General features: G+C 36.1%; 27 protein-coding genes. 25 read left to right on the top strand and 2 right to left on the bottom strand.

Translation table 11 applies throughout. The features are described from left to right. The first annotated feature begins 330 nt into the window (after positions 1-330). Positions 331-1,608: a Glu/Leu/Phe/Val family dehydrogenase gene (locus tag MKY26_RS09200; protein ID WP_095373653.1), complete on the top strand. Its 1,278-nt coding sequence runs from the start codon at positions 331-333 to the stop codon at positions 1,606-1,608. A gap of 120 nt (positions 1,609-1,728) precedes the next feature. Further along, complete coding sequence (locus MKY26_RS09195; RefSeq protein WP_307313029.1) at positions 1,729-2,697, top strand: YpdA family putative bacillithiol disulfide reductase; 969 nt, start codon at positions 1,729-1,731, stop codon at positions 2,695-2,697. Between the two features lie 272 nt (positions 2,698-2,969). On the opposite strand, the gene MKY26_RS09190 is transcribed toward MKY26_RS09195, so the two are convergent. Further along, positions 2,970-3,941 (bottom strand): asparaginase, encoded by a 972-nt coding sequence (locus MKY26_RS09190; protein WP_095372733.1) that lies wholly within the window; start codon positions 3,939-3,941, stop codon positions 2,970-2,972. 102 nt (positions 3,942-4,043) lie between these two features. Here MKY26_RS09190 and prsW point away from each other — a divergent pair, with 102 nt between their 5' ends. From prsW to fni, 9 genes are all read left to right on the top strand, one after another. Next, positions 4,044-4,730, top strand: coding sequence for a glutamic-type intramembrane protease PrsW (prsW, locus tag MKY26_RS09185; RefSeq protein ID WP_095372734.1), 687 nt, complete (start codon positions 4,044-4,046; stop codon positions 4,728-4,730). A 523-nt stretch (positions 4,731-5,253) separates the two neighbouring features. Continuing rightward, a complete protein-coding gene (gene sleB / locus MKY26_RS09180) occupies positions 5,254-6,030 on the top strand; it encodes a spore cortex-lytic enzyme (RefSeq protein ID WP_370873269.1) in 777 nt (258 codons plus the stop codon). Between the two features lie 13 nt (positions 6,031-6,043). Next, positions 6,044-7,393, top strand: a complete 1,350-nt coding sequence (ypeB, locus tag MKY26_RS09175; protein WP_322909560.1) for a germination protein YpeB — start codon at positions 6,044-6,046, stop codon at positions 7,391-7,393. 230 nt (positions 7,394-7,623) lie between these two features. Continuing rightward, complete coding sequence (locus MKY26_RS09170; RefSeq protein ID WP_095372737.1) at positions 7,624-8,277, top strand: flagellar brake protein; 654 nt, start codon at positions 7,624-7,626, stop codon at positions 8,275-8,277. 56 nt (positions 8,278-8,333) lie between these two features. Continuing rightward, positions 8,334-8,519 carry a DUF5359 family protein gene (locus MKY26_RS09165; RefSeq protein WP_095372738.1) on the top strand — a complete coding sequence of 62 codons (186 nt, stop codon included), beginning with the start codon at positions 8,334-8,336 and terminating at the stop codon, positions 8,517-8,519. 256 nt (positions 8,520-8,775) lie between these two features. Beyond that, the gene (gene cmk / locus MKY26_RS09160; RefSeq protein WP_095372739.1) at positions 8,776-9,447 is read left to right on the top strand and encodes a (d)CMP kinase; all 672 of its coding nucleotides are present in this window, start codon (positions 8,776-8,778) and stop codon (positions 9,445-9,447) included. Position 9,448: 1 nt separating this feature from the next. Continuing rightward, the gene (locus tag MKY26_RS09155; protein WP_095372740.1) at positions 9,449-10,030 is read left to right on the top strand and encodes a lysophospholipid acyltransferase family protein; all 582 of its coding nucleotides are present in this window, start codon (positions 9,449-9,451) and stop codon (positions 10,028-10,030) included. Between the two features lie 173 nt (positions 10,031-10,203). Further along, positions 10,204-11,340, top strand: a complete 1,137-nt coding sequence (gene rpsA, locus MKY26_RS09150) for a 30S ribosomal protein S1 (protein ID WP_095372741.1) — start codon at positions 10,204-10,206, stop codon at positions 11,338-11,340. 13 nt (positions 11,341-11,353) lie between these two features. Further along, entirely contained in the window at positions 11,354-12,418 is a 1,065-nt protein-coding gene (fni, locus tag MKY26_RS09145) for a type 2 isopentenyl-diphosphate Delta-isomerase (protein ID WP_307313035.1), read from the top strand. 228 nt (positions 12,419-12,646) lie between these two features. On the opposite strand, the gene MKY26_RS09140 is transcribed toward fni, so the two are convergent. Beyond that, on the bottom strand, positions 12,647-12,784 hold the full coding sequence (locus tag MKY26_RS09140; protein WP_095372743.1) for a YpzI family protein: 138 nt from the start codon (positions 12,782-12,784) through the stop codon (positions 12,647-12,649). A 106-nt stretch (positions 12,785-12,890) separates the two neighbouring features. On the opposite strand from MKY26_RS09140, the gene MKY26_RS09135 reads away from it, so the two are divergent. The 14 genes from MKY26_RS09135 (at position 12,891) to hepT (ending at position 25,491) form a co-directional block, all read left to right on the top strand. After that, on the top strand, positions 12,891-13,502 hold the full coding sequence (locus MKY26_RS09135; protein WP_095372744.1) for a YphA family membrane protein: 612 nt from the start codon (positions 12,891-12,893) through the stop codon (positions 13,500-13,502). After that, positions 13,495-14,373, top strand: coding sequence for a YIEGIA family protein (locus MKY26_RS09130; protein WP_095372745.1), 879 nt, complete (start codon positions 13,495-13,497; stop codon positions 14,371-14,373). Before MKY26_RS09135 ends, MKY26_RS09130 begins: the two co-directional genes overlap by 8 nt. Before the next feature lie 16 nt (positions 14,374-14,389). Further along, the gene (locus MKY26_RS09125) at positions 14,390-14,575 is read left to right on the top strand and encodes a capping complex subunit for YIEGIA (protein WP_095372746.1); all 186 of its coding nucleotides are present in this window, start codon (positions 14,390-14,392) and stop codon (positions 14,573-14,575) included. Positions 14,576-14,730: 155 nt separating this feature from the next. Further along, positions 14,731-16,041: a ribosome biogenesis GTPase Der gene (gene der / locus MKY26_RS09120; RefSeq protein ID WP_095372747.1), complete on the top strand. Its 1,311-nt coding sequence runs from the start codon at positions 14,731-14,733 to the stop codon at positions 16,039-16,041. Between the two features lie 244 nt (positions 16,042-16,285). Next, complete coding sequence (locus tag MKY26_RS09115) at positions 16,286-17,335, top strand: NAD(P)H-dependent glycerol-3-phosphate dehydrogenase (RefSeq protein WP_307313038.1); 1,050 nt, start codon at positions 16,286-16,288, stop codon at positions 17,333-17,335. Positions 17,336-17,705: 370 nt separating this feature from the next. After that, positions 17,706-17,909, top strand: coding sequence for a DUF2768 domain-containing protein (locus MKY26_RS09110; protein WP_095372749.1), 204 nt, complete (start codon positions 17,706-17,708; stop codon positions 17,907-17,909). Between the two features lie 51 nt (positions 17,910-17,960). Then, the gene (locus MKY26_RS09105) at positions 17,961-18,671 is read left to right on the top strand and encodes a hypothetical protein (RefSeq protein ID WP_095372750.1); all 711 of its coding nucleotides are present in this window, start codon (positions 17,961-17,963) and stop codon (positions 18,669-18,671) included. Positions 18,672-18,893: 222 nt separating this feature from the next. Beyond that, a complete protein-coding gene (spoIVA, locus tag MKY26_RS09100; RefSeq protein ID WP_095372751.1) occupies positions 18,894-20,372 on the top strand; it encodes a stage IV sporulation protein A in 1,479 nt (492 codons plus the stop codon). Positions 20,373-21,002: 630 nt separating this feature from the next. Beyond that, positions 21,003-21,275 (top strand): non-specific DNA-binding protein Hbs, encoded by a 273-nt coding sequence (gene hbs, locus MKY26_RS09095; RefSeq protein WP_066200607.1) that lies wholly within the window; start codon positions 21,003-21,005, stop codon positions 21,273-21,275. A gap of 502 nt (positions 21,276-21,777) precedes the next feature. After that, positions 21,778-22,344, top strand: a complete 567-nt coding sequence (folE, locus tag MKY26_RS09090; RefSeq protein ID WP_095372753.1) for a GTP cyclohydrolase I FolE — start codon at positions 21,778-21,780, stop codon at positions 22,342-22,344. A gap of 19 nt (positions 22,345-22,363) precedes the next feature. Further along, on the top strand, positions 22,364-22,597 hold the full coding sequence (gene mtrB / locus MKY26_RS09085; protein ID WP_095372754.1) for a trp RNA-binding attenuation protein MtrB: 234 nt from the start codon (positions 22,364-22,366) through the stop codon (positions 22,595-22,597). A 311-nt stretch (positions 22,598-22,908) separates the two neighbouring features. Further along, the gene (locus MKY26_RS09080; protein WP_095372755.1) at positions 22,909-23,745 is read left to right on the top strand and encodes a heptaprenyl diphosphate synthase component 1; all 837 of its coding nucleotides are present in this window, start codon (positions 22,909-22,911) and stop codon (positions 23,743-23,745) included. A 4-nt stretch (positions 23,746-23,749) separates the two neighbouring features. Further along, positions 23,750-24,451: a demethylmenaquinone methyltransferase gene (locus tag MKY26_RS09075; protein ID WP_095372756.1), complete on the top strand. Its 702-nt coding sequence runs from the start codon at positions 23,750-23,752 to the stop codon at positions 24,449-24,451. A 77-nt stretch (positions 24,452-24,528) separates the two neighbouring features. Continuing rightward, positions 24,529-25,491 carry a heptaprenyl diphosphate synthase component II gene (gene hepT, locus MKY26_RS09070; RefSeq protein WP_095372757.1) on the top strand — a complete coding sequence of 321 codons (963 nt, stop codon included), beginning with the start codon at positions 24,529-24,531 and terminating at the stop codon, positions 25,489-25,491. Positions 25,492-25,535: the final 44 nt, after the last annotated feature.

The raw sequence follows: 25,535 nt of genomic DNA, 5'->3' as shown, positions 1-25,535 counted from the left end.
CTATTTGTTTGAATATTCAGGTGCCTTGATGTTTATCGTATTAGTTCTTTGGGAATAGGATGTAATATGGAGCTTATCGATGAGATTAATTCAATTTAACTCGATAAATACATATGAGTATTTTATGAATGAAATCAGCTAATAAAGGCAAAATAAAATAGATGTAAATATTTTTGAAAATAAGGAAAATACGTAATATTATAGCTTTGGTAGCGTTTACATAAAAATAAGAAAAAATTGCTTTTTCTCCTTGCATAAATAGAGTAAAGGTGTATACTATGTCTTGAAAGCGGACAACTAAAGAATGTGAATTTTTCTAGGAGGTTTCAAATAGTGGCCGATAAAGGTACTGATCATACGAATCAAGAAGATAAAATGGATGTTTTGAAGTCAACTCAAATCGTAATCCACAAAGCGTTGGAGAAACTTGGATATCCAGAAGAGGTTTTTGAACTGTTGAAAGAACCAATGCGTTTATTAACAGTGAAAATTCCTGTTAGGATGGATGATGGGACGGTGAAAATTTTTACTGGTTACCGTGCTCAGCATAATGATTCAGTCGGTCCTACAAAAGGGGGAATTCGTTTTCACCCTAATGTAACAGAAAAAGAAGTGAAGGCACTATCTATATGGATGAGCTTAAAATGCGGTATAGTCGATCTACCATATGGCGGAGGTAAAGGCGGTATCGTTTGTGATCCAAGAGATATGTCTTTCCGTGAGCTTGAAAGATTAAGTAGAGGGTATGTTAGAGCGATTAGCCAAATTGTTGGTCCTACAAAAGATATTCCAGCTCCAGATGTATTTACAAATTCACAAATTATGGCCTGGATGATGGATGAATATAGCAGAATGGATGAATTTAATTCCCCGGGATTTATTACTGGTAAACCACTTGTACTTGGTGGTTCTCATGGTAGGGAATCAGCAACAGCTAAAGGGGTTACGATCTGTATTCATGAAGCAGTCAAGAAAAAGGGTATTAATTTAAAGGGTGCTCGCGTGGTTGTACAAGGTTTTGGTAATGCAGGTAGCTTCTTAGCAAAGTTTATGCATGATGAAGGCGCAAAAGTTGTGGGTATTTCTGATGCATACGGTGCCCTTCATGACCCTAATGGTTTAGATATTGATTATTTACTTGATCGCCGTGATAGTTTTGGAACTGTAACAAAGTTATTTAATGAGACGATTTCGAATAAAGAGCTACTCGAGCTCGAATGTGACGTATTGGTTCCTGCAGCAATTGAAAACCAAATTACTGAGGAAAACGCACATAATATTAAAGCAAGTATTGTAGTAGAGGCAGCGAATGGCCCAACAACATTAGAAGCGACACAAATATTAACAGAAAGAGATATTCTTCTTGTGCCTGATGTGCTTGCATCATCCGGTGGTGTAACAGTTTCTTATTTTGAATGGGTGCAGAATAACCAAGGCTACTACTGGTCTGAAGAAGAAGTAGAAGAAAAATTAGAAAAAATTCTAGTGAAATCATTCAATAATATTTATGAAACCGCTCAAACACGTAGAGTAGATATGCGCTTAGCTGCGTATATGGTTGGTGTACGTAAAATGGCTGAAGCATCAAGATTTAGAGGTTGGATTTAATTTTCGCAATTTCTTACATTTGAAAGAAGGTAAAAAATCTCCTATTATATACATTAGGAGATTTTTTTCAATTCTACATATATAAAATATCATACGGGTCAGTCCAAGAGGTGGATCATCATGAATAAAAAAGATGCGATTGTGGTTGGTGGTGGACCATGTGGATTAGCCGCAGCCATTTGTTTAAAAGAGTTAGGGAAAGATGTTTTAGTCATTGAGAAGGGAAACATTGTTAATGCCATTTATCGTTACCCGACTCATCAAACTTTCTTTAGTTCCAGTCAAAAATTAGAAATTGGTAATATACCGTTTGTAACGGTTGAACATAAACCCAATAGAAATCAAGCACTTACCTATTATAGAGAAGTGGTTAAACGGAAAGCAATCAATGTCAATGCATATGAAAAGGTTGAAAGCATCATAAAGAAAAAAGATAATGACTTCTCTGTGCAAACAGATAAAGCGGAATATCAATCCTCTTATGTTATTGTTGCAACTGGGTATTATGATCAACCAAATTATATGGGGGTCCCTGGTGAAGATTTAGATAAAGTCTTTCATTACTTTAAAGAAGCCCATCCGTTTTTTAATAAAGATGTTGTTGTTATTGGTGGGAAAAACTCCAGTGTTGATGCGGCCATTGAATTAGAAAAGGCTGGGGCAAATGTGACGGTTCTCTATCGGGGCGATGAATATTCAAAAAGCGTTAAGCCGTGGATTTTACCGCAGTTTGATTCACTTGTTCGCCATGAGAATATTCAAATGGAATTTAATGCGAATGTCCAGGAAATAAGAGCAACTTCTGTTGTCTATGAGAAAGAAGGGAAAATTAAGGAAATCGCGAATGATTTTGTCTTTGCCATGACTGGTTATCATCCAGATCATCCATTTTTACAATCAATAGGCATTAAAAAAGACGAAGAGACCGGAAAACCTGAACATCATCCTGAAACAATGGAGACCAATGTAGAAGGTATATATATTGCTGGCGTGATTGCTGCGGGTAATAATGCCAATGAAATATTTATCGAGAATGGTAGGCATCATGGAGAAATGATTGCCAAAGCGATTAAAGAGAAAGAACAATAATCAAACAAGTTCAGACGAGAATATGAGCTTAAGTAAACCCGAACTTTATGCAAAACACTCTTTAATGGTGCTTTGCTTTGTTCGGGTTTTCAAATGATGTTGCATCACTTTGTCAATATTTTTTGCCTTTTGTCTAGGATGATTTTTCCATATGTTGAAATTTTGTGGCGTACTATCATTATGATCTTCATAAACTGCCAAAGGAGTGAGCGATCAACTCAGTAGACTTCCCATCTAATAGATGGAATAAAGAAAGTCAGTAAATCAAACATTTATAGTTGAAACATTTCTTCAAGTTTTTCGAAGGGCATCCTGCTTTCCAAAGCGATTAATAGTTTAATACGAGCTTTTTGCCCATTTAATCCATTAGAAAAAATGAGGCCAAGCTCTTTTAATTCTTTGCCCCCTCCAGGATAACCATAAACATCTTGGGCAATGCCATTAAAGCATCTTGATACGATAATAATGGGAATCTTTCTAGCAAGTAAATCTTTTATACCAGGAAGCATGGCTGGAGGAAGGTTTCCTTGTCCAAGCGCTTCAATCACCAATCCATCGCATGTAGTTTGTGCAATTGCTCCTAATAGGGTAGAGTCCATGCCGGCATGAGCTTTAATAAGCATCACTTGTTTATCTGCTTGTTCGATTTCGAAATGTGCATGTTGAACAGGGAGGTGATGAAAAAGTACACCCCTTTTTGTGACTATACCTATGGGTCCATATTGAGGACTTTGAAAGGTCGAGACGTTGCTAGTATGTGTCTTTGTCACATTTTCAGCTGTGTGAATTTCATCATTCAGCACTACTAAAACGCCCTTTCCATCCGCTTCATCGCAAATGGCAACACGAATAGAAGAAATCAGATTATATAACCCATCTGAGCCAATTTCATTACTAGAGCGCATAGCCCCAGTCACAACGATCGGCAAAGAACCCTTTACTGTTAAGTCAAGAAAATAGGCAGTTTCTTCCAATGTATCAGTACCATGTGTAATGACAACACCAGATACCTTATCCTTGTAAGAATGAATTAAGTTTCGTAATATAAGCATTTCCTTTTGCGTAATATGGGGAGAGGGTAATTGAAATGGTTCTTCGACAATCAAGTGCGCAAGCTCATTTAACTCTTTTGTTTGTCTTGTTAATGGGTTTTCTTCATTTGTTAATACTGCACCTGTTTCAACATCCTCACTCATTGAAATGGTCCCACCTGTATGAATTAGGAGTATTTTCTTTTTATCCAACTTGGTACCTCCATTTAATATGTAATTATTTTGGTAAATTTATTTTCAATCTTACCTATACATGATACGATTAAAGAAAAGCTTTGAAAAGAGGAACAGCCCATGCTGGGATTAATATCTGCTGCCATTGCTCCTGGCTTGGCATTATTAAGTTACTTTTATTTAAAAGATCAATATGAGACTGAGCCCTTTTCGATGGTTTTTAGAACCTTTTTATTTGGGGCACTTCTTGTGTTTCCCATAATGTTTATCCAATATGTATTTGAAGTAGAACAAGTGTTTACTTCTCATTTTGTTTCTGCTTTTCTTTCTTCTAGTATGCTTGAGGAATTTTTTAAGTGGTTTATCCTCCTTATTATTATTTACCCCCATGTGCACTTTGATGAACCGTATGACGGCATTGTTTATGGCGCAGCAGTATCACTTGGGTTTGCTACATTGGAGAATATCTTTTATTTATTGACACTCGGAATAGAGCATGCGCTAGGTCGTGCATTATTCCCGGTTTCTAGTCATGCACTTTTTGGTGTAATTATGGGCTATTATTTAGGAAAAGGAAAGTTTTCGAAAAAATCTAGAGGGAAATGGCTATGCTTATCTCTAGCAACTCCTTTCCTTTTGCATGGAACATATGATTATATTTTGTTAACATTAGAAAATTGGCTGCTGTTTATTGTTCCATTTATGATCTTTCTTTGGTGGATGGGGCTAAAGAAAGCCAAACAAGCGAGAATACTAAGTGCTAAATATAATCAATCATTAGAAGATACAAGAACAAATTATGGTTAACATAGGTTAAAAGAGGCTATAAGTAATGAGTTTCAGTTCAGATAAAGTAAGAAGGCGGATTTGAGTAAACTCAAATCCGCCTTCTTTTCTTTTTGTCAAATCACCAAGCTTCCTCCGGCTAACGGATGCCTTCTAAAGGAAAAATAAGTAATCAGAACATCTAACATAGAAGTTGAATTTTTTATAAAAATCGTTAAATTTCAAGCGTACGAGCCTCTATTTGATGGCCACCCTGTAAATGCTATATTTATCCAAATGATTTTCTCATTGAATTTGTATAAAAAGCCAATTGGAACCAAAAAATAGATGTATTGTTAGCTTCCTCGCTGATTAGTAAACGTGAAAAAGAGAGATCGAGGAATAACTGTTACAGCCATCATTTTTTACCTGCAAAACGCCATATTAGGTTACCTGATTGTTTAACAGATGAAAAGATGTATTTTTGGAGGTTAGTACGATGAAACAACTATTGATGTTTACTAAAGTGATGCTAATACTACTGCTTATAGCGACGACTATTCCAATGGCTGAATTGGATAAGTCGGCAAATGCTTTTTCGAATCAAGTGATTAGACAAGGAGCGATAGGCGATGATGTCATTGAGCTACAAGCAAGATTGCAATATTTAGGATTCTATAATGGTAAAATCGATGGGGTCTTCGGTTGGGGCACATATTGGGCATTACGCAATTTTCAATATGAATTTGGCTTGGATATAGATGGGCTTGCTGGTTCTGGTACGAAGGAAAAGTTGGTGAGTGCGTCAAATTATGATGAGCAATATGTGAAGAATCAAATTAATCAAGGGAATTCATTTACACATTATGGCGGAACGGATTTAAGTCAACAAGCACCTGCTAATAATAGTGGATCAAATCAAAATGATGGTAATGCATCAAGTGGTAATTCCGGTGGTACAACTTCGGCAAATGTTCCTAGTGGATTCTCGGAAAACGACATACAAATGATGGCAAATGCGGTGTACGGTGAGGCGCGTGGCGAACCTTATATAGGGCAAGTAGCGGTAGCGGCAGTAATATTGAACCGAGTAGAAAGTGCGTCTTTTCCAGATACGGTTTATGGTGTGATCTTTGAACCAAGAGCATTTACGGCTGTTGCAGATGGGCAAATTTGGCTAACACCTAATGAAACAGCGAGGGAAGCAGTGATAGATGCAATTAATGGCTGGGATCCGAGTGGAGATGCCCTTTATTACTTTAATCCAGATACTGCAACAAGTCCTTGGATTTGGACAAGACCACAAATTAAAAAAATTGGACAACATATTTTCTGTAAATAAGGAGTGAAGTCACGTGTTAAAAGGAATACTCATAACTGTTCTTTCAGTTGGTGTTATCGGAACTGCTGTCTGGGGTTATCAAGAACATCGTGAGAAAAATGCGATATTAATTAACGCAGAAAACAATTATCAACGTGCATTTCATGAACTCACTTATGAAATCGATGTATTACATGATAAAATTGGATCTACTTTGGCAATGAATTCTAGAAGTTCACTGTCTCCTGCGCTTGCGGATGTTTGGAGAATTACCTCTCAAGCACATTCAGATGTAGGTCAGCTGCCACTATCACTTTTACCATTTAATAAGACGGAAGAATTTTTAGCACAAATTGGTGAGTTTAGTTATAAGACAGCGATTAGAGACTTGGATAAAGACCCATTGACTGATGAAGAATATCAGTCTTTACAAGGATTATACAAGCAGGCAGCAGATATTCAATCAGAATTACGGAATGTGCAGCATATGGTCGTCAAAAATGACTTAAGATGGATGGATGTAGAAACAGCGCTTGCTACAAATAATGAAGCAGCAGATAATACAATTATAGACGGCTTTCAAACCGTCGAAAAAACAGTTGAGGGATACGATGAAACGGATTTAGGTCCCGCATTTGTAAATATGCAAAAGAAAGATGAGAACTATCAATACTTAGAAGGAAAAGAAATATCTAAAAAGGAAGCTGTATCAGAAGCGAAGAAATATGCGCAATCCCCTGATGATGTTAAAGCAACCGTGGCAGAAAATGGCGAAGGATCGGATTATGGATTTTTTAGTGTATCACTAAGGTCTCCTAAAGAAAGTATAGAAACCAATTTAGATATTACTAAAAAGGGCGGTTATCCTATTTGGCTTATCACGGCAAGAGATGTAAAACAACAAAAAATTAGTCTGGAAGATGCTCATCAATCAGCAGTGAAATTTTTAAAAGATAATGAATTTGAAGATCTTGATCTATTTGAAAGTGTGCAATATGATCAAATGGGCGTGTTTACATTTGTGTCTAAACAGGACGATGTAAGAATTTACCCAGATTCAATTAAGATGAAAGTAGCATTAGATAATGGGCAAATTTTAGGATTTTCAGCAGAGGATTATTTGAAATCCCATCATAAGCGAGATATTCCTCAAGCTGTGTTAGCAAAAGAGGAAGCAAGAGAAAAAATCAATAGTCAACTAAAAATTATGGATGATCGGTTAGCGATTATATTGAATGATAGTAATGAAGAAGTACTTTGTTATGAATTTACTGGGACATTAGGTGAAGACACGTATCGCATCTATATTAATAGTGAAAATGGAAGAGAAGAAAAAGTAGAAAAATTGCAAAATGCAGAACCAATTTATGAAGATGTGGTATAAGGCAAATAAGGACCCGAAAAGGGTTCTTTTTGGTTTTTTTTATGGAAATCATTGGCTAAATAAAGACATGAAGATGAAATATAAATGTAGAAAAAAATTAGGACTAAATAGAGTAATGTGATTATACCATGATGTTAATAATTCTCATCTCATTCAAATAAAAATATAGTTCTTTTGTAACAGTTAAGTGATAAAATAAGGAAAAGTAGAAAAGATTAGGAGGGAATACATTGTCACCAGGTGATCAATTGTATATAGAACATTATCTATCAAGTGAGGGCAAGTACATATCTAGAATTGCTGAAATTAAAGAGGATATATTACATATTCATTATCCCGTTTGTTTACAAACGAATCGGAAAATGTACTTAGTAGATGGAAGAAGAATTAAGTGTGTTGCTTACAATGCAAATGGGAAAATGTTTTTCTTCTCTGGAAGAGTGGTCGGTCGAATGATGCAGTCCACACCATTATTGAAAATTGCTTATGCAAAAGAATTTACTCATGAGAAGGAACAAATGAGGGAGTATGTTAGAGTTGATTTCAATGAATCTGTTGAAATTCAACCCGTAGGTGAAGGGATGTCTCACTCTATTATAGGGATAAGTAGAAATATAAGTGCAGGGGGAATAGCTGTAGTTGTTAATAATTTTACCTATTTGTATAAACCATCGCCCTATTTATTGCGTTTTACACTTGTGATAGAAGGTAAAAAGCGTTCCTTTGTTTTAGCGTCAGAATATGTAAGGAAAGAGGCATTAGCAGATGGGCGTCTCGTTATATCATTTAGATTTCCACAAATAAATGCAGAAGATAGACAAGCAATGATGAGGTTTTGCTTCGAACAACAGTTACTTCATATGAAGAAAAGTAAACAATCTTAAGCAGAACAGCATAAAATCTCTTTTGTGTCTCCATAATGATTAATGGAGGTGGGAGGATGAAAGTATTCGAACGCACGCTCATACTATTAATCATTTTTCATCTTGGGTTGTTACTATTATTTCAAACCGTTTTTCATTATTTACACCTATTTCCGCATTTTAATGAAGTGACAAGATATGAAGGAGTGAATCATCATTTAGAAAACAATGATGAGGAGGTATTCTACATAAAGAGGCCTTAACTTGATTTTATGATGAAAATCAGGCCAATAGAAATAATAGCTTTACAGACCTTTTGGATTGTTCTTCCTGAGAACATCCTTTTTTAGTGTTTCTTCTTATTTTTTAAAAATTATCGTATTATTTTAACTAATAAAAAGACTCCCTATTAGGGGAGGGGATTATTAATAACACATAATCATTACAACTAATTAAGTGAATTTATGATAGAATATAAAACGTAAAGAATATATTTGTATAGGTATTTCAGGAGGGTTTATGAATAAAATATCAATTGCCATCGATGGACCTGCAGCAGCGGGGAAAAGTACAGTTGCTAAGATTATAGCTGAGAAGCTTCATTATATTTATATAGATACAGGGGCGATGTATCGCGCGTTAACATTTAAAGCGTTGCAGTCAGAAATAGATATAAATGATGAAGAATCATTAATTCCTTTGTTAAAAGAGACAGAGATTGTCTTAAATCCTGGAGAATCAGGCCAACGTATTCTTTTAGATGGGATAGATGTTTCTACGGAAATTAGAACAGCTGAAGTAACTAATTCAGTGTCTACGGTTTCTAAACATAAGCAGGTAAGAGAAGAAATGGTTGCCCGTCAACAACGCTTCGGTCAAGAAGGTGGTGTAGTGATGGATGGCCGTGATATTGGTACACATGTTTTACCTGATGCAGAGGTAAAAGTGTTTCTTTTAGCATCAGTGGATGAACGAGCAGCACGGCGCCATGCTGAAAACTTAGAAAAGGGTTTTCCTTCAGATTTAGCTCTTTTAAAAGAGGAAATTGCTAAAAGAGATAAGTTAGATTCGGAAAGGGAAGTTGCACCACTCAAAAAAGCTGAGGATGCAGTAGAATTGGATACAACATCACTAAGCATTCACGAAGTTGTTGATAGAATTATGAAGTTGGTTGAGGAAAGGATTCAATAATATGAGTGTATATACATTTGCACGCTCTTTAGTATACGGCTTATTAAAGCCCGTTTATCGCATGGATGTTAAAGGTAGGGAGAATGTCCCAGCAGAAGGTGGCGTCCTTTTATGTTGCAATCATATTGATAACCTGGATCCACCAATTGTAGGGATAACAGCGCCAAGAGACATTCACTTTATGGCAAAAGAAGAGTTGTTTAACGTGCCAATTTTAGGGAAGTTATTACCACATCTGAATGCTTTTTCTGTAAAAAGAGGAATGAGTGATCGTGAAGCATTGAGAAAAGGGTTGAAGGTTCTTAAAGAAGGGCATGTTTTAGGTTTATTTCCAGAAGGGACGAGGAGTAAAACCGGAGAAGTTGGTAAAGGTCTTGCCGGTGCAGGGTTCTTTGCTCTTCGTTCTAATGCTGCAGTCGTACCTTGTGCCATCATTGGCCCGTATAAGCCTTTTAAGAAATTAAAAGTCGTCTACGGAAAGCCTATCCCAATGGATGAAATCCGTGCAAACAAAGTCAATGCAGAAGAAACAACGGATATCATTATGAATGAAATCAAAAAATTAATCGAACAGAATCGCTAAACCTTCTTACTTGACAAAAGGTGCTATTTGTAAGAAGTTTATAAAAAGGCATTTTATATTTCAGGATCAAAGTGGTTTTACAACTCTAGTTTATTTAGTGCAATTTACACTTTGTAAGATTGCATTTTATAAGTGGAAAATGAAATTAGCCATTGGATTAAGGAGGAATACATATGTCAGAAGAAATGAATGAAATTGAAGTAGCAAATTTTGAAGTTGGCGATAAAGTAAATGGTAAAGTGACAAAAGTAGAAGAGAAGCAAGTGATTGTCGATATCGAAAATAGCAAATTAGATGGTATTATTCCAATTAGTGAACTATCAAGTCTTCATGTAGAAACAGCTAGCGATGCTGTTGCAGAAGGTGATGAACTACAATTAGAAGTGTTAAAAGTAGAAGAAGAAGCGCTTGTACTATCAAAGCGCAAAGTAGATGCTGAAAAGTCTTGGGAACAACTAGAGCAAAAATTTAATGACGGTGAAGTTTTTGATGCTGAAATCAAAGATGTTGTTAAAGGCGGATTAGTCGTTGACCTTGGAGTTCGCGGATTTGTACCAGCTTCTTTAGTTGAAGCACATTTTGTTGAAGATTTCTCAGATTATAAAGGTCAAACATTAGCTTTTAAAATTGTAGAGTTAGATAAAGATAAAAATCGTTTAATTCTTTCTCATCGTGTAGTTGTTGAAGAGGAGCAAGGAAAACAAAAGAAAGAGTTACTTGGATCGCTTGAAGCTGGAAGCGTGATTGATGGAACTGTACAACGTATTACAGATTTCGGTGCTTTTGTTGATATCGGTGGTGTTGATGGTTTAGTCCATATTTCACAACTTTCTTATGAGCATGTTGCTAAGCCTTCAGATGTTGTTACAGAAGGTCAATCTGTCAAAGTAAAAGTACTAAGTGTAGATAAGGATAATGAACGAATTTCACTATCTATTAAAGATACTTTGCCTGGTCCTTGGGATGGTATTGCTGAAAAAGCCCCTAAAGGTAGTGTGTTAGAAGGCACAGTGAAAAGACTTGTATCTTATGGTGCTTTCGTAGAAGTATTCCCTGGAGTGGAAGGGCTTGTTCATATTTCTCAAATTGCACATAAACATATTGCCACTCCGCACGAAGTATTAAAAGAAGGTCAAGCAGTACAAGTGAAAGTCCTTGATGTGAATGAAGGCGATGAAAGACTTTCTCTAAGTATTAAAGATCTTGTTGAAAAAGAAGAAGAACCAACTGATTATGAACTGCCTGAAGAGTCTAAGGGGTTCCAATTAGGTGAAATGATTGGTGAACAGTTAAAGAAATTAAATAAATAATGGTGGTAGTATAGTGACGAGAGCAAAGAGAAAATGGGATCATATTCAATATGCGCTAACAACTGGTCAAACGAATAACGCTGGATTTGATTGTGTTTCTTTTGTACATCAAAGCTTACCTAACACATCTCTCTCAAAGATTCATTTGGGAACGAAAATAGGCGAACTACAACTCAGTTCGCCTATTTTTATCAATGCAATGACCGGTGGCGGTGGTGCAAAGACACTTGAAATTAATCGCCTGCTCGCGCGGGTGGCTAAAGAGACAGGGGTAGGGATGGCAGTAGGCTCGCAGATGGCAGCAATAAAAAATTCAGAAGAACGCTTTTCGTATGAAATTGTAAGGAAAGAAAATCCAGATGGATTGATATTTGCCAATTTAGGTAGCGAAGCCACGGTAAACCAAGCAAAAGATGCTGTAGAGATGATACAAGCAGACGCATTACAAATTCATGTAAATGTCGTCCAAGAGTTAACGATGCCAGAGGGAGATCGTGATTTTTCGCATGCCCTCATGCGTATCGAAAAGATTGTAAATCACTTAGATGTGCCAATTATCGTTAAAGAAGTAGGATTCGGTATGAGTCGCGAAGCTGTAGAAAAGCTAAAAGGTGTTGGCGTTAATATCGTAGATGTCGGTGGTTATGGTGGCACTAATTTCTCTAAAATCGAAAACGAACGAAGAGAGAGGGTACTGTCATTCTTTGATGGATGGGGGATTCCAACTGCTACTTCAATTGTCGAAGCACAATCACATAATAGTGATATAACGATACTTGCATCTGGTGGAATTCAGACAAGTATGGATATTGCAAAGGCTATTGCGCTTGGTGCTAACGGTGTAGGAATGGCAGGGTACTTCTTGAAGATATTAGTGGATTCTGGTTATGAAGCAGTAGTAAAAGAAGTTACTTCCCTTCATGAAGAATTAAAAATAATTATGACAGCTATAGGTGCAAGCAATCTTAACGAATTACAACTTGCCCCCCTGATTTTTAAGGGAGAAGTACTTGAGTGGCTGCAACAGCGACAAATTAATACACATACATACAGTACAAGAATGATTCATGCAAAATAATCTTTAAAATAAGAGACTGCTTACAAAGGTAGTCTCTTTTATTACGTTAAAAACTATTGATTTTTAAACTATATAATTAATAAAAGTCATAAAAAGAAGAGCGCGACTTTGTTGACTGAATACGAAACAAAAGTCGCGCTAACACGCGAATAGGACAAAAATATTTAAAGTAAAACAGTTAAATAAAGAGTAATCCCGTTACTAAGAGGTTTACACAATTCTTTTAAGTTATTTATTATTATTTAATTTGCGTGCATTGTCTGGACTTTGCATTGTTGTTGCCCCGTCGTACTGAATACTTTGGTCACGATCTGATTCTACTCTCTTACTGCTTTTTAGTTTTTTTTCCTGACGATCTTTTCCCATATCTACACCTCCTAATTATTAAGATAAGAAATCAGACATTTTTTATTCAAATAGATTAAACTACATATTTTCTACCCATAATGGGGATAGTAGGAGGTGTATTTATTTGGAAGGTCTTTTCTTTTATTGGATTGGTTGGTCACTTTGGATTATTGTCACATTTTTCGTAAGTAAAGCAAATACATACCGTTATTTAGCGTCATTCGCACTATTATTGCTTATTATCATTACGCCTTATCATTTTTCAATTGGAACGACAGAAATTGGTGTGAGTTTCTTCCTTCTCTACATTGCCGCTAGTTTTCTCTTTGTAAAATCGCAATGTGGTCATCCTCTCTATTTGGTTACATGTATGCTCATTGTCTCATTTGCTTACTGTGCTTTTCTCTGCTTTGAGATGTTTGATCCAATCTGGGTTGTTTTTAACCGTGACTGGATGTTAGCCGGTATGTTAGCGTGTTTAGTCATACTTCTTCATAAGCAAGCGTTAAGCCGTATTTGTATATTAATATTTGCTGCATTAAACGGGGAGGTAATATTTGCCCTTATTATTCAAAAGTATGGATTTCCTTTCCAAATTGGATCTTTTCGTTTTCTTGATGTCCTAAGTATGGCATTTGTAGTTGTTTCTGGATGGAATATGATTGAATATTTGGCTGCTTACCTAGAAAGAAACTTAAATCCATTAGTAAAGGAGAAGCAAAATTATCATGAATGAATATATCTATCCAGTTGTTTTAGGTGTAATTGTTGGCACATTAACAAGGATTTATATGTTAAGAACAGATTATCGACAGTACCCAACCTATCTACATGGGAAGATTATTCATATTGCTTTAGGTTTTATTGCTGCTGGATTAGGCAGTGTGGCCATCCCGTCGATCATGGAGGAGGATTTTACTGCGATCACCTTCTTAACCGTGGCTGCTTCACAGTTCCGTGAGGTTAGGAATATGGAAAGAAATACGTTAACTGAGTTAGATAGTTATGAAATGGTTCCACGGGGTAGGACTTATATAGAAGGAATTGCTATTGCCTTTGAAAGCAGGAATTATTTAGTCATGTTTACATCTCTTATTACTACATTATTTTACCTCTTATTTAATCTTTGGGTAGCAATTATCGCTGCTGCTATTGCCGTCGTGTTATCAAAAGTAATGATGAGTGGTGGTAAGTTATCAGATATTGTGGAAATCAAATATGTGAAGCCGCATTTCGACGGAGCCGGATTATATGTTGACAACATTTATATTATGAACATTGGACTTCCGGAAAGACAAGAAGAAATTTTAAAGTATGGGATGGGTTTTATTCTGGTTCCGAAAAATTTTAATGTAAATACGACAATTGCAAATTTAGGGCAAAGACAAGCGATATTACATGATGTTTCAACGGCTCTAGGGGTCGTGACGGATTCTGGTGCCCCAGCACTTGTGCCATTAGCTAAACGGGATTTAGATGATGGGCGAGTAGGGGTATTCATCCTTCCACAGGAAAGAACAGTTGAAAAAGCAATTAAAGTAATTGGTGGTGTACCAACCCTGGAAAATGCAATAAAAATGCCAAAAGAAATGCATGTGCCAAAATAATAGGGAGGGATAAATGATGGAAATCAATAAATTTGTACTTGCAGTTATAACAACAAACCCAAAGAAAGTCCCTAGTGGTGCAGCAGTGTTTCATTGTGAGGATAAAAAAGAAATGGAAGTGATTGCTACAAATTTAGAAGCTATTTTAGACGGAATCGCTCATATGCTGACTGAAGAAATGTACGTGATTGTCCGCCATTAATCATGAATATGCAGCTTCTTCTTGTAAGGAAGGTGGCTGTTTGGTAATATATTATAGTTGAACCCTTCATTAGTTGAAGGGTTTCTTTTAAATCAAATTTGCTTACATTAAATTAATATAAGCAAGTATTTTAATGAAATTGAGGGGTGATGTTCGTGACAAAACCAGTACTGGCAATTGTCGGACGTCCAAACGTAGGAAAATCTACTATTTTTAACAGAATTGTTGGTGAACGAATTTCAATCGTTGAAGATATTCCTGGCGTTACAAGAGATCGCATTTATAGTTCTGCAGAATGGTTAACTCATGACTTTAATATTATTGATACAGGTGGCATAGATATTGGGGACGAGCCCTTTTTAGAACAAATTCGTCAACAAGCTGAAATCGCTATCGACGAGGCTGATGTGATCGTTTTCTTAGTAAACGGTCGTGAAGGTGTGACATCTGCGGATGAAGAAGTAGCGAAAATTTTGTATAAAGCAAAAAAGCCTGTTGTTCTTGGGGTCAATAAAATTGATAATCCAGAAATGAGACAAATGATTTATGACTTTTATTCCCTGGGCTTTGGTGAACCGTTTCCAATCTCAGGATCACATGGTTTAGGTTTGGGTGATTTATTAGATGAGGCAGCTAAAAGCTTCCCTAATCATGAGGAAAATCAATACGATGATGATGTCATAAAGTTCTCGCTTATAGGCCGACCAAATGTGGGGAAATCATCTTTAGTAAATGCTATTCTAGGAGAAGATCGCGTTATTGTTTCTAATGTAGCTGGAACGACAAGAGATGCGATTGACTCACAGCTTAAGTATAATGGTGATGAGTATGTCATTATAGATACAGCGGGTATGCGGAAAAAAGGTAAAGTGTACGAAACAACTGAGAAATATAGTGTGTTACGTGCTTTAAGGGCCATTGAACGTTCTGACGTGGTTCTCATTGTACTAGATGGAGAAGAAGGAATCATTGAACAAGATAAGCGAATTGCAGGCTATGCACATGAAGCTGGTAGGGCTGTCATTATTGTTGTGAATAAATGGGATGCTGTTGAAAAAGATGAGAAAACGATGAAGAAGTTCGAACAAAATATTAGGGATCATTTCCAATTCCTTGATTACGCACCGATTGTTTTTCTATCAGCATTGACAAAGAAAAGAATTCATACATTGATTCCAATGGTGAACATTGCTAGTGAAAATCATATGATGCGCGTGGAAACAAATGTTTTAAATGATGTTATAATGGATGCAGTAGCTATGAACCCAACACCAACAGATAAGGGAAGAAGGCTGCGAATATACTATGCTACCCAAGTAGCAATCAAACCGCCGACCTTCGTTGTGTTTGTTAATGATCCTGAGCTTCTACATTTCTCTTATGAAAGATTTCTTGAAAACAGAATTAGAGATGCTTTTGGATTTGAAGGGACGCCAATTAAAATTATTGCAAGAGAACGAAAATAAACTATTCACTATTAGCATAGTAAAAGCGGACAGCTGTATGATTTGATGACTCATCATTTCATAATAAGCTGTCTCTTACATAATTATGTTTCTAGCTTTATGGGACCACCGGTTCTTTAGTATATGCCAATTAGTAAAGGTAAAAAAATGACTATTCATCCGCTCGACTAATGTTTTTCTCAGATTGGCGGTTCCTTTCCTTCTTTTAAATAGGCGAAATGAATTGAAATGAGGTGAATGCAAGATGAGTCAAAAAGATAAAATAGCTGTTATTGGTGCCGGAAGTTGGGGTACAGCCCTTGCGATGGTGCTGGCAGATAATGACCATGAAGTGCGTTTATGGGGTCACAAGGAAAAACAAATCAAAGAAATTAATGAGAACCATACAAATGAAGCATATTTACCTGCGATTACTTTACCAAAAAATATTGTAGGTTATACAAAGCTTGATCAAGTATTAGAAGGTATCGAAACAATCATTTTAGCTGTACCTACGAAAGCGATTAGAGAAGTTTTACAGAGCATAGCTGAAGTGAGAAAAGAACCGTTGACCATCGTCCATGTGAGTAAAGGGATTGAACCAGATACTTCAAAAAGAATTTCCGAAATGATTGAAGAAGTGACACCTACAGCCCTTTTAAAAGATGTGGTTGTACTATCAGGGCCTAGTCATGCAGAAGAAGTTAGTTTGCGCCACCCGACAACTGTAGCTGTCTCCTCTAAAAATATGAAGGCAGCTGAAAAAGTCCAAGATTTATTTATTAATCAAAACTTTAGAGTATACACTAATCCAGATATTGTTGGCGTTGAAATTGGTGGCGCTTTAAAAAATATTATTGCATTAGCAGCTGGCATTTCAGATGGACTTGGTTATGGAGATAATGCTAAAGCTGCGCTAGTAACTAGAGGATTAGCAGAAATCACAAGACTAGGTGTAAAAATGGGCGCAAGTCCGCTAACTTTCTCAGGTCTAGCTGGCATAGGTGATTTAATTGTGACTTGTACAAGTACTCATTCGAGAAACTGGCGTGCAGGGAATCTTCTAGGCAAAGGCAAAAACTTAGACGAAGTATTAGAAAATATGGGTATGGTTGTTGAAGGCGTTCGAACAACAAGAGCAGCCTATCAATTAGCAGAGAAATACGATGTGCAAATGCCCATAACATCTGTTCTATATGACATTTTATTTAATGATATCGATGCTAAAGATGGAGTTGACCGTCTAATGGCACGTACAAAAACAAATGAAATGGAAGATATTGCGGATATTTTTATGGCTCAAAATCAGGATTAACTAATAATTTGGTGCTGTTTATAAAAATATAGGCATATGAGGAGACGGGCGGCTTATCCTCTGCATACAATGCCTTTGAAGCAAACTGGTAAAATGAACAGGGTGAATAGGGTATTTTAGTCATTTGCCGAGGATAAGGAAGCCCCTTCTTATTCCTCGGTTATTTTTTTGTACTTTACTTGCTATGTTACAATTCATTTAATATGGAGAATAAGAAGTCAATTAGGGGATTCCTAAAATGGATATTGAGAATATTAGAGTAGTCCAATAATTGCTTGCCTTTTACTGCAATACATAAAATTATCTGATAATGCTGTCAAAGCGAACGAACTGTATGGTATAATACAATTCGGAAAAAGGAGTGAATGAGATGTCACCTGGTTTAATGAAAATGTGGATTGCCCTTGCTTCAATGGGCTTTATGTTTATTGCTATCTTACTTATTTATTTAAGTCGTTTTAAGTTGAAAAATGGGGTATTGAAAGGGGTAACTGCTCTATTTGCCTATAGTTTTATGGTAGTAAGTGGTCTCATTATTTTTCTAGTCGTATTTAGCGGTCCCGTTTCAGAATAGAACATCGCAAGGGGTTTCTCCCTGAAAATACATAATTAAAGGTTGATGTATATGAAAAAAAAGAGCTATGTAACTAGCTTATTTATACTCATTACCCTTCTTTTATCTGGATGTATGTACCCAGAAGAAGAAAGAGCAAAAAATCAAATTCCTTACGAGGATGAAATTAATCGCGTACAAACAGCCATCAAGCAATATCAAGATGAGACAGGTGGTCTATTACCTATAAAAACGACCGAAGAAGATACACCGCTTTTTCAAAAATATCCAATTGATTTTAAGAAACTTGTACCAAAATACATGGCTGAGTATCCTAGCAATGCATTTGAATCTGGAGGCGTTTTTCAATATGTACTGATTGATGTTGAAGATGATCCGAAAGTGAAATTGTCTGATTTACGTATTGCTGATGAAATAAGAGATATTACTCTCCGAATTCGCATGGAAGGATATCCACCATATAAGGATAATATCGGTGAAAATGTATACTCATTAGATTTCTCTAAAATCGGTTATAATGATGAACCGAAAGCTGTTAGCCCGTTTAGTGGTAACGAACTATCGTATGTGGTGACAACCGACGGAGAAGTATTCGTTGATTATCGTACCGACTTAATGCAATTAATGGAGGCTGGGGATATTAAAGCTGAAAACAATGATATACGCTTCCATTTAGTCGAAGATTCACCTTTTGTACCATCTTATTCATTACCGTATACAATAGATGAAAAAAAGAATGAACCAATATTTTTAGTGAATTAGTCATAACCCTCTCTCTACAAAATATATTGTAGAGGGAGGGTTTTTTTCTCTTTTAATTCAATAATGAAAAGCAACTATTGATTGCATAAAGAAAAAGTGAGAAAGGGGATTTTTTTAAAAAGTTGGCATATTCATATCGGACAACATCATAGATATATAGTGTACAAATATAAATTATTGGATAATATTATCCCACTAACTCATGATTCAGGAGGGGATCACTTGGAAAAGGTAGATATTTTTAAAGATATTGCCGAACGAACAGGCGGTGATATCTATTTTGGAGTAGTAGGTGCAGTCCGTACTGGAAAATCGACATTTATTAAGAAATTCATGGAGCTAGCAGTCCTCCCAAATATGGACAATGAGGCTGATCGAGCACGTACCCAGGATGAGCTCCCTCAAAGTGCAGCAGGAAAAACAATTATGACTACAGAACCGAAGTTTGTGCCGAATCAAGCTGCTAATGTCCATGTGGATGAAGGATTGGAGGTTAATATCCGTCTTGTCGATTGTGTTGGATATACAGTCCCAGGAGCAAAAGGATATGAGGATGAAAATGGTCCAAGAATGATTAATACTCCTTGGTATGAGGAGCCGATTCCATTTCACGAAGCTGCTGAAATCGGTACAAGAAAAGTCATTCAAGAACACTCTACAATTGGTGTCGTCATTACGACCGATGGTACAATTGGAGAAATTCCTCGTGCAAACTACATCGAGGCTGAAGAAAGAGTAATTGAAGAGCTTAAAGAAGTAGGAAAACCATTTATTATGGTCATCAATAGTGTGCAACCACACCATCCGGCAACTGAGGACCTTCGTTTGAAGCTATCAGAGAAATATGATATCCCTGTACTTGCTATGAGTGTAGAAGGAATGAGGGAATCTGATGTATATAGCGTGATGCGAGAAGCGTTGTACGAATTCCCTGTTTTAGAAGTAAATGTAAACTTACCAAGTTGGGTAATGGTCCTTCACGAAGATCATTGGTTACGTGAGAGTTATCAAGAAGCCGTAAAAGAGACTGTCAAAGATATTAAGAGGTTAAGAGATGTTGATCGTGTTGTACATCAGTTTAGTGATTTCGAATTTATTGATCGTGCGGGCTTAGCCGGTATAGAAATGGGTCAAGGGATCGCTGAAATTGATTTATATGCGCCTGATGATTTATATGATGAGGTATTAAAAGAAATTGTCGGTGTTGAAATACGTGGTAAAGATCATCTTCTTGAACTGATGCAAGAATTTGCCCATGCAAAATCAGAATATGATCAAATCTCAGATGCGCTAAGAATGGTGAAACAGACAGGATATGGCATCGCAGCTCCATCACTGTCTGATATGAGTTTAGATGAGCCTGAAATAACAAGGCATGGCTCAAGGTTCGGTGTACGCTTGAAAGCTGTTGCACCGTCGATTCATATGATCAAAGTTGATGTTGAATCTGAATTTTCTCCGATTATCGGAACAGAGAAACAAAGTGAAGAATTAGTTCGTTACTTAATGCAAGACTTTGAAGATGATCCGCTTTCAATTTGGAATTCAGATATCTTTGGTCGATCGCTTAGCTCGATTGTTAGAGAAGGAATCCAAGCAAAGTTATCATTGATGCCTGAGAATGCTAGATATAAACTCAAAGAGACTTTAGAAAGAATTATAAACGAAGGCTCTGGGGGACTCATTGCCATTATTTTGTAGAAATAAAAGGCGACTTTCATTCTATTCGGATGAAAAGTTGTCTTTTTTTTATGGGTAATAAAAGTATAAAACGGATTAGTATACTTTTGTTGATAAATAAAGTATTATCTAAAATGACAGAAGCGTGGAATTTCGGTAGAAGTCTTATTTGAATTACCCTATAAAAAGACCAATCAACCTTTCGTAACATAGAAACGAATAAAAATACAGTATGGTTACTTTGGTTTGTTCTTTATAAAGAATTACACTATGAAAATGAAAGAGCTTACATTTTTTATCTCTACAAATTTGTCAAGCTTTAAGCCTAGATTGACGGGTTTTCTCTCCCCTTATTACAAATTTGTTTCAAATAAGAAAAGATTGCCATCAAATCATGAAATATCCTTGATATGCTCAATTGATTATGATAATCTTTTAAGCAGAATTAACGTTGTAACGGTAAGAACCCTTATGAAATAAGGCTTTTTGCATCAAAAAAGTTGAAATTCTTCTTTTTTTGAGATATGATAAGTTTCTGCTTCAACAAAAATGCGTTACAACGTATAGAATTCAGTAATTTTGTTTACAAATGAATGTAAGGAATCTTTATTTTACTGGGTTTACGATATTTTTTGGGAGGAGGTGAAAGTAATGAACAAAACTGAACTAATTAATGCAGTTGCAGAAGCTAGCGAGCTTTCTAAGAAAGATGCTACTAAAGCAGTTGATGCTGTTTTCGATACAGTGCTTGATGCACTTAAAAATGGTGATAAAGTACAACTAATTGGTTTTGGTAACTTTGAAGTTCGTGAACGTGCAGCACGTAAAGGCCGCAACCCACAAACTGGCGAAGAAATCGAAATCGCTGCAAGCAAAGTTCCTGCTTTCAAACCAGGAAAAGCGCTTAAAGATGCAGTAAAGTAATTAATTACATAATTAATTGCTTAAGGAAAAACCGCGAATTTTTTCGCGGTTTTTCTTATAAATTTACGATTAATTTCAAATATTGCCTAGTCCCATACAACAGTAGTGCAATCCACAAAGGTAAAGGGGCTAAAGACTACGGATTTTTTTCTCTTCGTTAAATGATTAAGAAGACCCCAATAACTGACTTACAACAAAATGAATGATTCTTGATCTTCATTCTCTTTACAAAATCAATGCACATTCCACCATATCAAGTGAATGACCATTTTATGAATGAGTTATAAAAAACTATGTTTTTTACTACTATTTGTACTTAACATATAGATTTCTTTCTCAAAACCATCATAGGAGTTTGACGGTACTTGTGTTCATTTATATAATAGTATCCTAAAAGGAAGAAAGTTTATCCTTTATTTTTCTATAACTTTTTGTCTGTTAGGAAATAATTATGCTAGCATGTAAGATAATAGTTTATAGTTCCGTAATAGGAGGTAGCTGAATGTCAGAAGTAAATCGCGCTCAAATTGAAGAAGCTGTAAGGCTTATATTAGACGCTATTGGAGAAGATCCGAACCGAGAGGGGTTATTAGATACACCAAAAAGAGTAGCAAAAATGTATGAAGAGGTGTTTTCGGGCATACACCAGGACCCTGAAGAATATTTTGAAACCGTTTTTGGTGAAGACCATGAAGAACTTGTCCTTGTAAAAGATATTCCATTCTTTTCAATGTGTGAACATCATCTTGTCCCATTCTTTGGGAAGGCGCATGTTGCTTATATTCCTAGAAATGGTAAGGTGACGGGATTAAGCAAGTTAGCAAGGGCTGTAGAAACTGTTGCAAGAAGACCGCAACTTCAAGAGCGCATTACAGCTACAGTAGCAGATGCAATATTACATAAATTAGATCCTCATGGTGTGATGGTAGTCGTAGAGGCAGAACATATGTGTATGACCATGCGTGGTGTGAAAAAACCTGGTAGTAAAACAGTCACCTCTGCGGTTAGAGGTGTTTTTGCGGAAGATGGAAATACAAGAGCAGAAGTGTTGTCATTTATAAAAGGGTAATAGGATAGAGGTGACTCAAATGGAGAGAACAAATCCTGGCAATGAATATGTCGTCATTAAAGCAAAAGAAGATGGCGTAAATGTGATTGGTTTAACAAGAGGCTCAGACACGAGGTTTCATCATTCGGAGAAATTAGATGAGGGAGAAGTCATGATTGCTCAATTTACAGAGCATACTTCTGCTATTAAAATACGGGGGCATGCGTCCATCGTAACAGCATATGGAGAAGTAGAAAGTGAAAAGAAAGCTTAAAGGTATGATCGATTGACATGAATTTATATGCCTTTCCTTTATATTCCCCTAACAAGTCACTTTGTTTTATGATATAATTGTCACTGGCTTATCATTGAAGTCAAGCGCTCTACCATTCAAGTTAAATAAGCTTTAAAAAAGGAATGGACGCAATGATTTTATAAAAGTGAGAGGCTTTTTTTATGTCTAAGGGAGAACAATTAAGTCACTTTTTGGGCAATGTAAAAGGGAAGTGCTACTATAAATAATCTTTAGTAAATGATTGGTTCATATGTCGATCATAAGGATTGCCCGTATCGGGGGAATATATAATGAATGCAAACAAGAACGCCAAACTACAAGATATGAATACACGATTAATGAACTTAAAGGAAGTTCTTCAGAAAAAAACGCGTCAACCTTATATGTCAAAGATCATTCAACAACCATATATTGACGAAGACAAGCTTCTTTTAATCATGTTTATTGTCGATAACCTGCAAATACCGAAATCTAAAGCAGATAAATATATCATAACGACCATGCTTGTGCAAATCGCCCTTGATACACACGAAAGCGTTCAAAATGAACCTCTTCCATTAGAGCGTCTAAAGGGAAGGCAGCTCACCATTTTAGCAGGAACTTATTATAGTGGATTATACTACCAAATTTTAGCTGAAATAGATGATATTTTTATGATACGTACTTTAGCTGAAGGAATTATGGAAGTAAATGAACATAAAGTTTCTGTTTATAGCCATGCCAGAGTTACTGTAGAATCGTTAATGGAGTCTTTAAAAAAGACGGAGTCCTCTTTATTTGATCGTATTACTCACTTTTACAATAGAGGTGAGCTTGGTGAATTAGCAGCAAATCTTGTTTTTATTAATAGAGTGTTACTCGAGAAAAAGCAATTTTTAGCTGGTAAACCGTCCATTTTATTTGACGCTTTATCTAAATTATTTGAGACAGAGCAAAGTGTACCATTTACTTTGCATAATAATAAACAAAGTCTTATTCATATTTGTGATAAATACGTCTCCTTATCCTTTAAAGAAATTGAGCAATCCATTGATAAATGCGAACATACAGAGCTATTTAGAGAAAAACTAAAATGGATGAAAAGCCAGCAACAAGAAGCTGTTCAATCATTTGTAGAGGAAGGTTAAATACATGGTACAATCGAAAGAAGAACGTGTGCATAAAGTATTTGAAAAAATATATGGTAATTACGATAAGATGAACTCAGTCATTAGTTTTCAACAGCACCTGCGCTGGCGGAAAGATACGATGAAACGAATGGATGTAAAGCCTGGGGCAAAAGCGCTCGATATTTGTTGTGGAACGGGCGATTGGACGATAGCATTATCAGAAGCTGTAGGTGAAAATGGGGAAGTCATTGGTTTAGATTTTAGCAAAAATATGCTTAAGATTGGTGAAGAGAAGGTGAGCAACCACCCAATCAAGAACATAGAATTAGTCCATGGAAACGCGATGGAATTACCATACCCTGATAATAGCTTTGACTATGTAACAATCGGATTCGGCTTACGGAATGTTCCTGATTATATGCAAGTCTTAAAGGAAATGTATCGTGTAGTGAAGCCTGGTGGGATAGCTGTTTGCTTAGAAACTTCTCAACCAACAATGATTGGCTTTAAACAAGGCTACCGTTTTTATTTCCGTTTTATTATGCCGGCATTTGGTAAAATCTTTGCAAAAAGCTATGAGGAATATTCATGGTTACAAGAGTCTGCTAAAGATTTTCCTGGTATAAAAGAATTAGCGGGAATGTTTAAAAAAGCAGGTTTTCGTGATGTTGAGTATAAGCCATATACTGGTGGCGTAGCGGCGGTCCATATTGGACATAAATAATAATTTGTTCTGAAATGTAATTCATCATTGACAAGTATGAATGTGCATGAAGGATTTAAAGCTGGGTGAGTATCGATATGAAATTAAAGATGATCTATTCTTTTTTGAATGCTGACATCAATATTATTGAAAAAGAATTAGAGGACACTATACAGGCTGAATCGCCTTTGCTTCATGAGGCATCCCTTTCATTATTACAGGCTGGTGGAAAAAGATTACGACCAGTATTTGTTTTACTTGGTGGTAAATTTGGCAACTATGATATTAATAACATAAAAAATGTAGCAGTTTCATTAGAACTCATCCATATGGCGTCACTTGTTCATGATGATGTAATTGATGATGCAGATTTGCGTCGCGGACAGCCGACAATTAAATCTAGGTGGGATAACCGGATTGCTATGTATACCGGTGATTATATTTTTGCGAGAGCCCTGGATGTTCTCTCTAACATTAATAAGCCGATTGCGCACCAAATTTTAGCTCATACGCTTGTGGAATTATGTTTAGGTGAAATTGAACAGATTGAGGATAAATTTCAATTTAATCAAAATTTGCGAAAATACTTACGTCGAATTAGAAGAAAAACCGCTATCCTCATTGCAGCGAGCTGTCAATTAGGAGCGATCGCAGCTGATGTAGAGGATGAGTTACATAAAAAGTTATATTTTATAGGTTATTATATTGGAATGAGTTATCAAATTATTGATGATGTGCTTGATTTTGTGGGGACAGAAAAAGAGCTAGGGAAACCTGCTGGTGGTGATTTGAAGCAAGGGAATATTACTTTACCTGTATTACTTGCTATGGAAACACCTGCTATTAAAGACAATTTAGTAAAAATAACTGACCATTCAACAGAAGCAGAAATTGAGCGAGCATTAGAATTGATAAAAAATTCCGATGCGATTGATCGTAGCCTAACATTAAGTGAATTATACCTTGAAAAAGCGCTAAAATTGATTGCTGAGCTTCCACAAAACCGCGCAAAAAATTTACTGCGAGATATTGCGAAAACAATTGGTAAAAGAAAGTTTTAATCGAAACTGTCATTTTATCAATTGGAAGTTGCTAAATTGTCAAA

The organism is Cytobacillus sp. FSL R7-0680 (assembly GCF_038009245.1).
Lineage (GTDB): Bacteria > Bacillota > Bacilli > Bacillales > Cytobacillaceae > Cytobacillus > Cytobacillus kochii.
This window is presented reverse-complemented; position numbering and strand designations above follow the sequence as displayed.

Coding starts and splice junctions, on each gene's coding strand:
- MKY26_RS09195 (WP_307313029.1), top strand. CDS start 1,729: ATGAATAAAAAAGATGCGATTGTGGTTGGTGGTGGACCATGTGGATTA.
- prsW (WP_095372734.1), top strand. CDS start 4,044: ATGCTGGGATTAATATCTGCTGCCATTGCTCCTGGCTTGGCATTATTA.
- sleB (WP_370873269.1), top strand. CDS start 5,254: ATGGCTGAATTGGATAAGTCGGCAAATGCTTTTTCGAATCAAGTGATT.
- MKY26_RS09165 (WP_095372738.1), top strand. CDS start 8,334: ATGAAAGTATTCGAACGCACGCTCATACTATTAATCATTTTTCATCTT.
- cmk (WP_095372739.1), top strand. CDS start 8,776: ATGAATAAAATATCAATTGCCATCGATGGACCTGCAGCAGCGGGGAAA.
- MKY26_RS09155 (WP_095372740.1), top strand. CDS start 9,449: ATGAGTGTATATACATTTGCACGCTCTTTAGTATACGGCTTATTAAAG.
- rpsA (WP_095372741.1), top strand. CDS start 10,204: ATGTCAGAAGAAATGAATGAAATTGAAGTAGCAAATTTTGAAGTTGGC.
- MKY26_RS09140 (WP_095372743.1), bottom strand. CDS start 12,784: ATGGGAAAAGATCGTCAGGAAAAAAAACTAAAAAGCAGTAAGAGAGTA.
- MKY26_RS09130 (WP_095372745.1), top strand. CDS start 13,495: ATGAATGAATATATCTATCCAGTTGTTTTAGGTGTAATTGTTGGCACA.
- MKY26_RS09125 (WP_095372746.1), top strand. CDS start 14,390: ATGGAAATCAATAAATTTGTACTTGCAGTTATAACAACAAACCCAAAG.
- MKY26_RS09115 (WP_307313038.1), top strand. CDS start 16,286: ATGAGTCAAAAAGATAAAATAGCTGTTATTGGTGCCGGAAGTTGGGGT.
- MKY26_RS09110 (WP_095372749.1), top strand. CDS start 17,706: ATGTCACCTGGTTTAATGAAAATGTGGATTGCCCTTGCTTCAATGGGC.
- MKY26_RS09105 (WP_095372750.1), top strand. CDS start 17,961: ATGAAAAAAAAGAGCTATGTAACTAGCTTATTTATACTCATTACCCTT.
- hbs (WP_066200607.1), top strand. CDS start 21,003: ATGAACAAAACTGAACTAATTAATGCAGTTGCAGAAGCTAGCGAGCTT.
- folE (WP_095372753.1), top strand. CDS start 21,778: ATGTCAGAAGTAAATCGCGCTCAAATTGAAGAAGCTGTAAGGCTTATA.
- mtrB (WP_095372754.1), top strand. CDS start 22,364: ATGGAGAGAACAAATCCTGGCAATGAATATGTCGTCATTAAAGCAAAA.
- MKY26_RS09080 (WP_095372755.1), top strand. CDS start 22,909: ATGAATGCAAACAAGAACGCCAAACTACAAGATATGAATACACGATTA.
- MKY26_RS09075 (WP_095372756.1), top strand. CDS start 23,750: ATGGTACAATCGAAAGAAGAACGTGTGCATAAAGTATTTGAAAAAATA.
- hepT (WP_095372757.1), top strand. CDS start 24,529: ATGAAATTAAAGATGATCTATTCTTTTTTGAATGCTGACATCAATATT.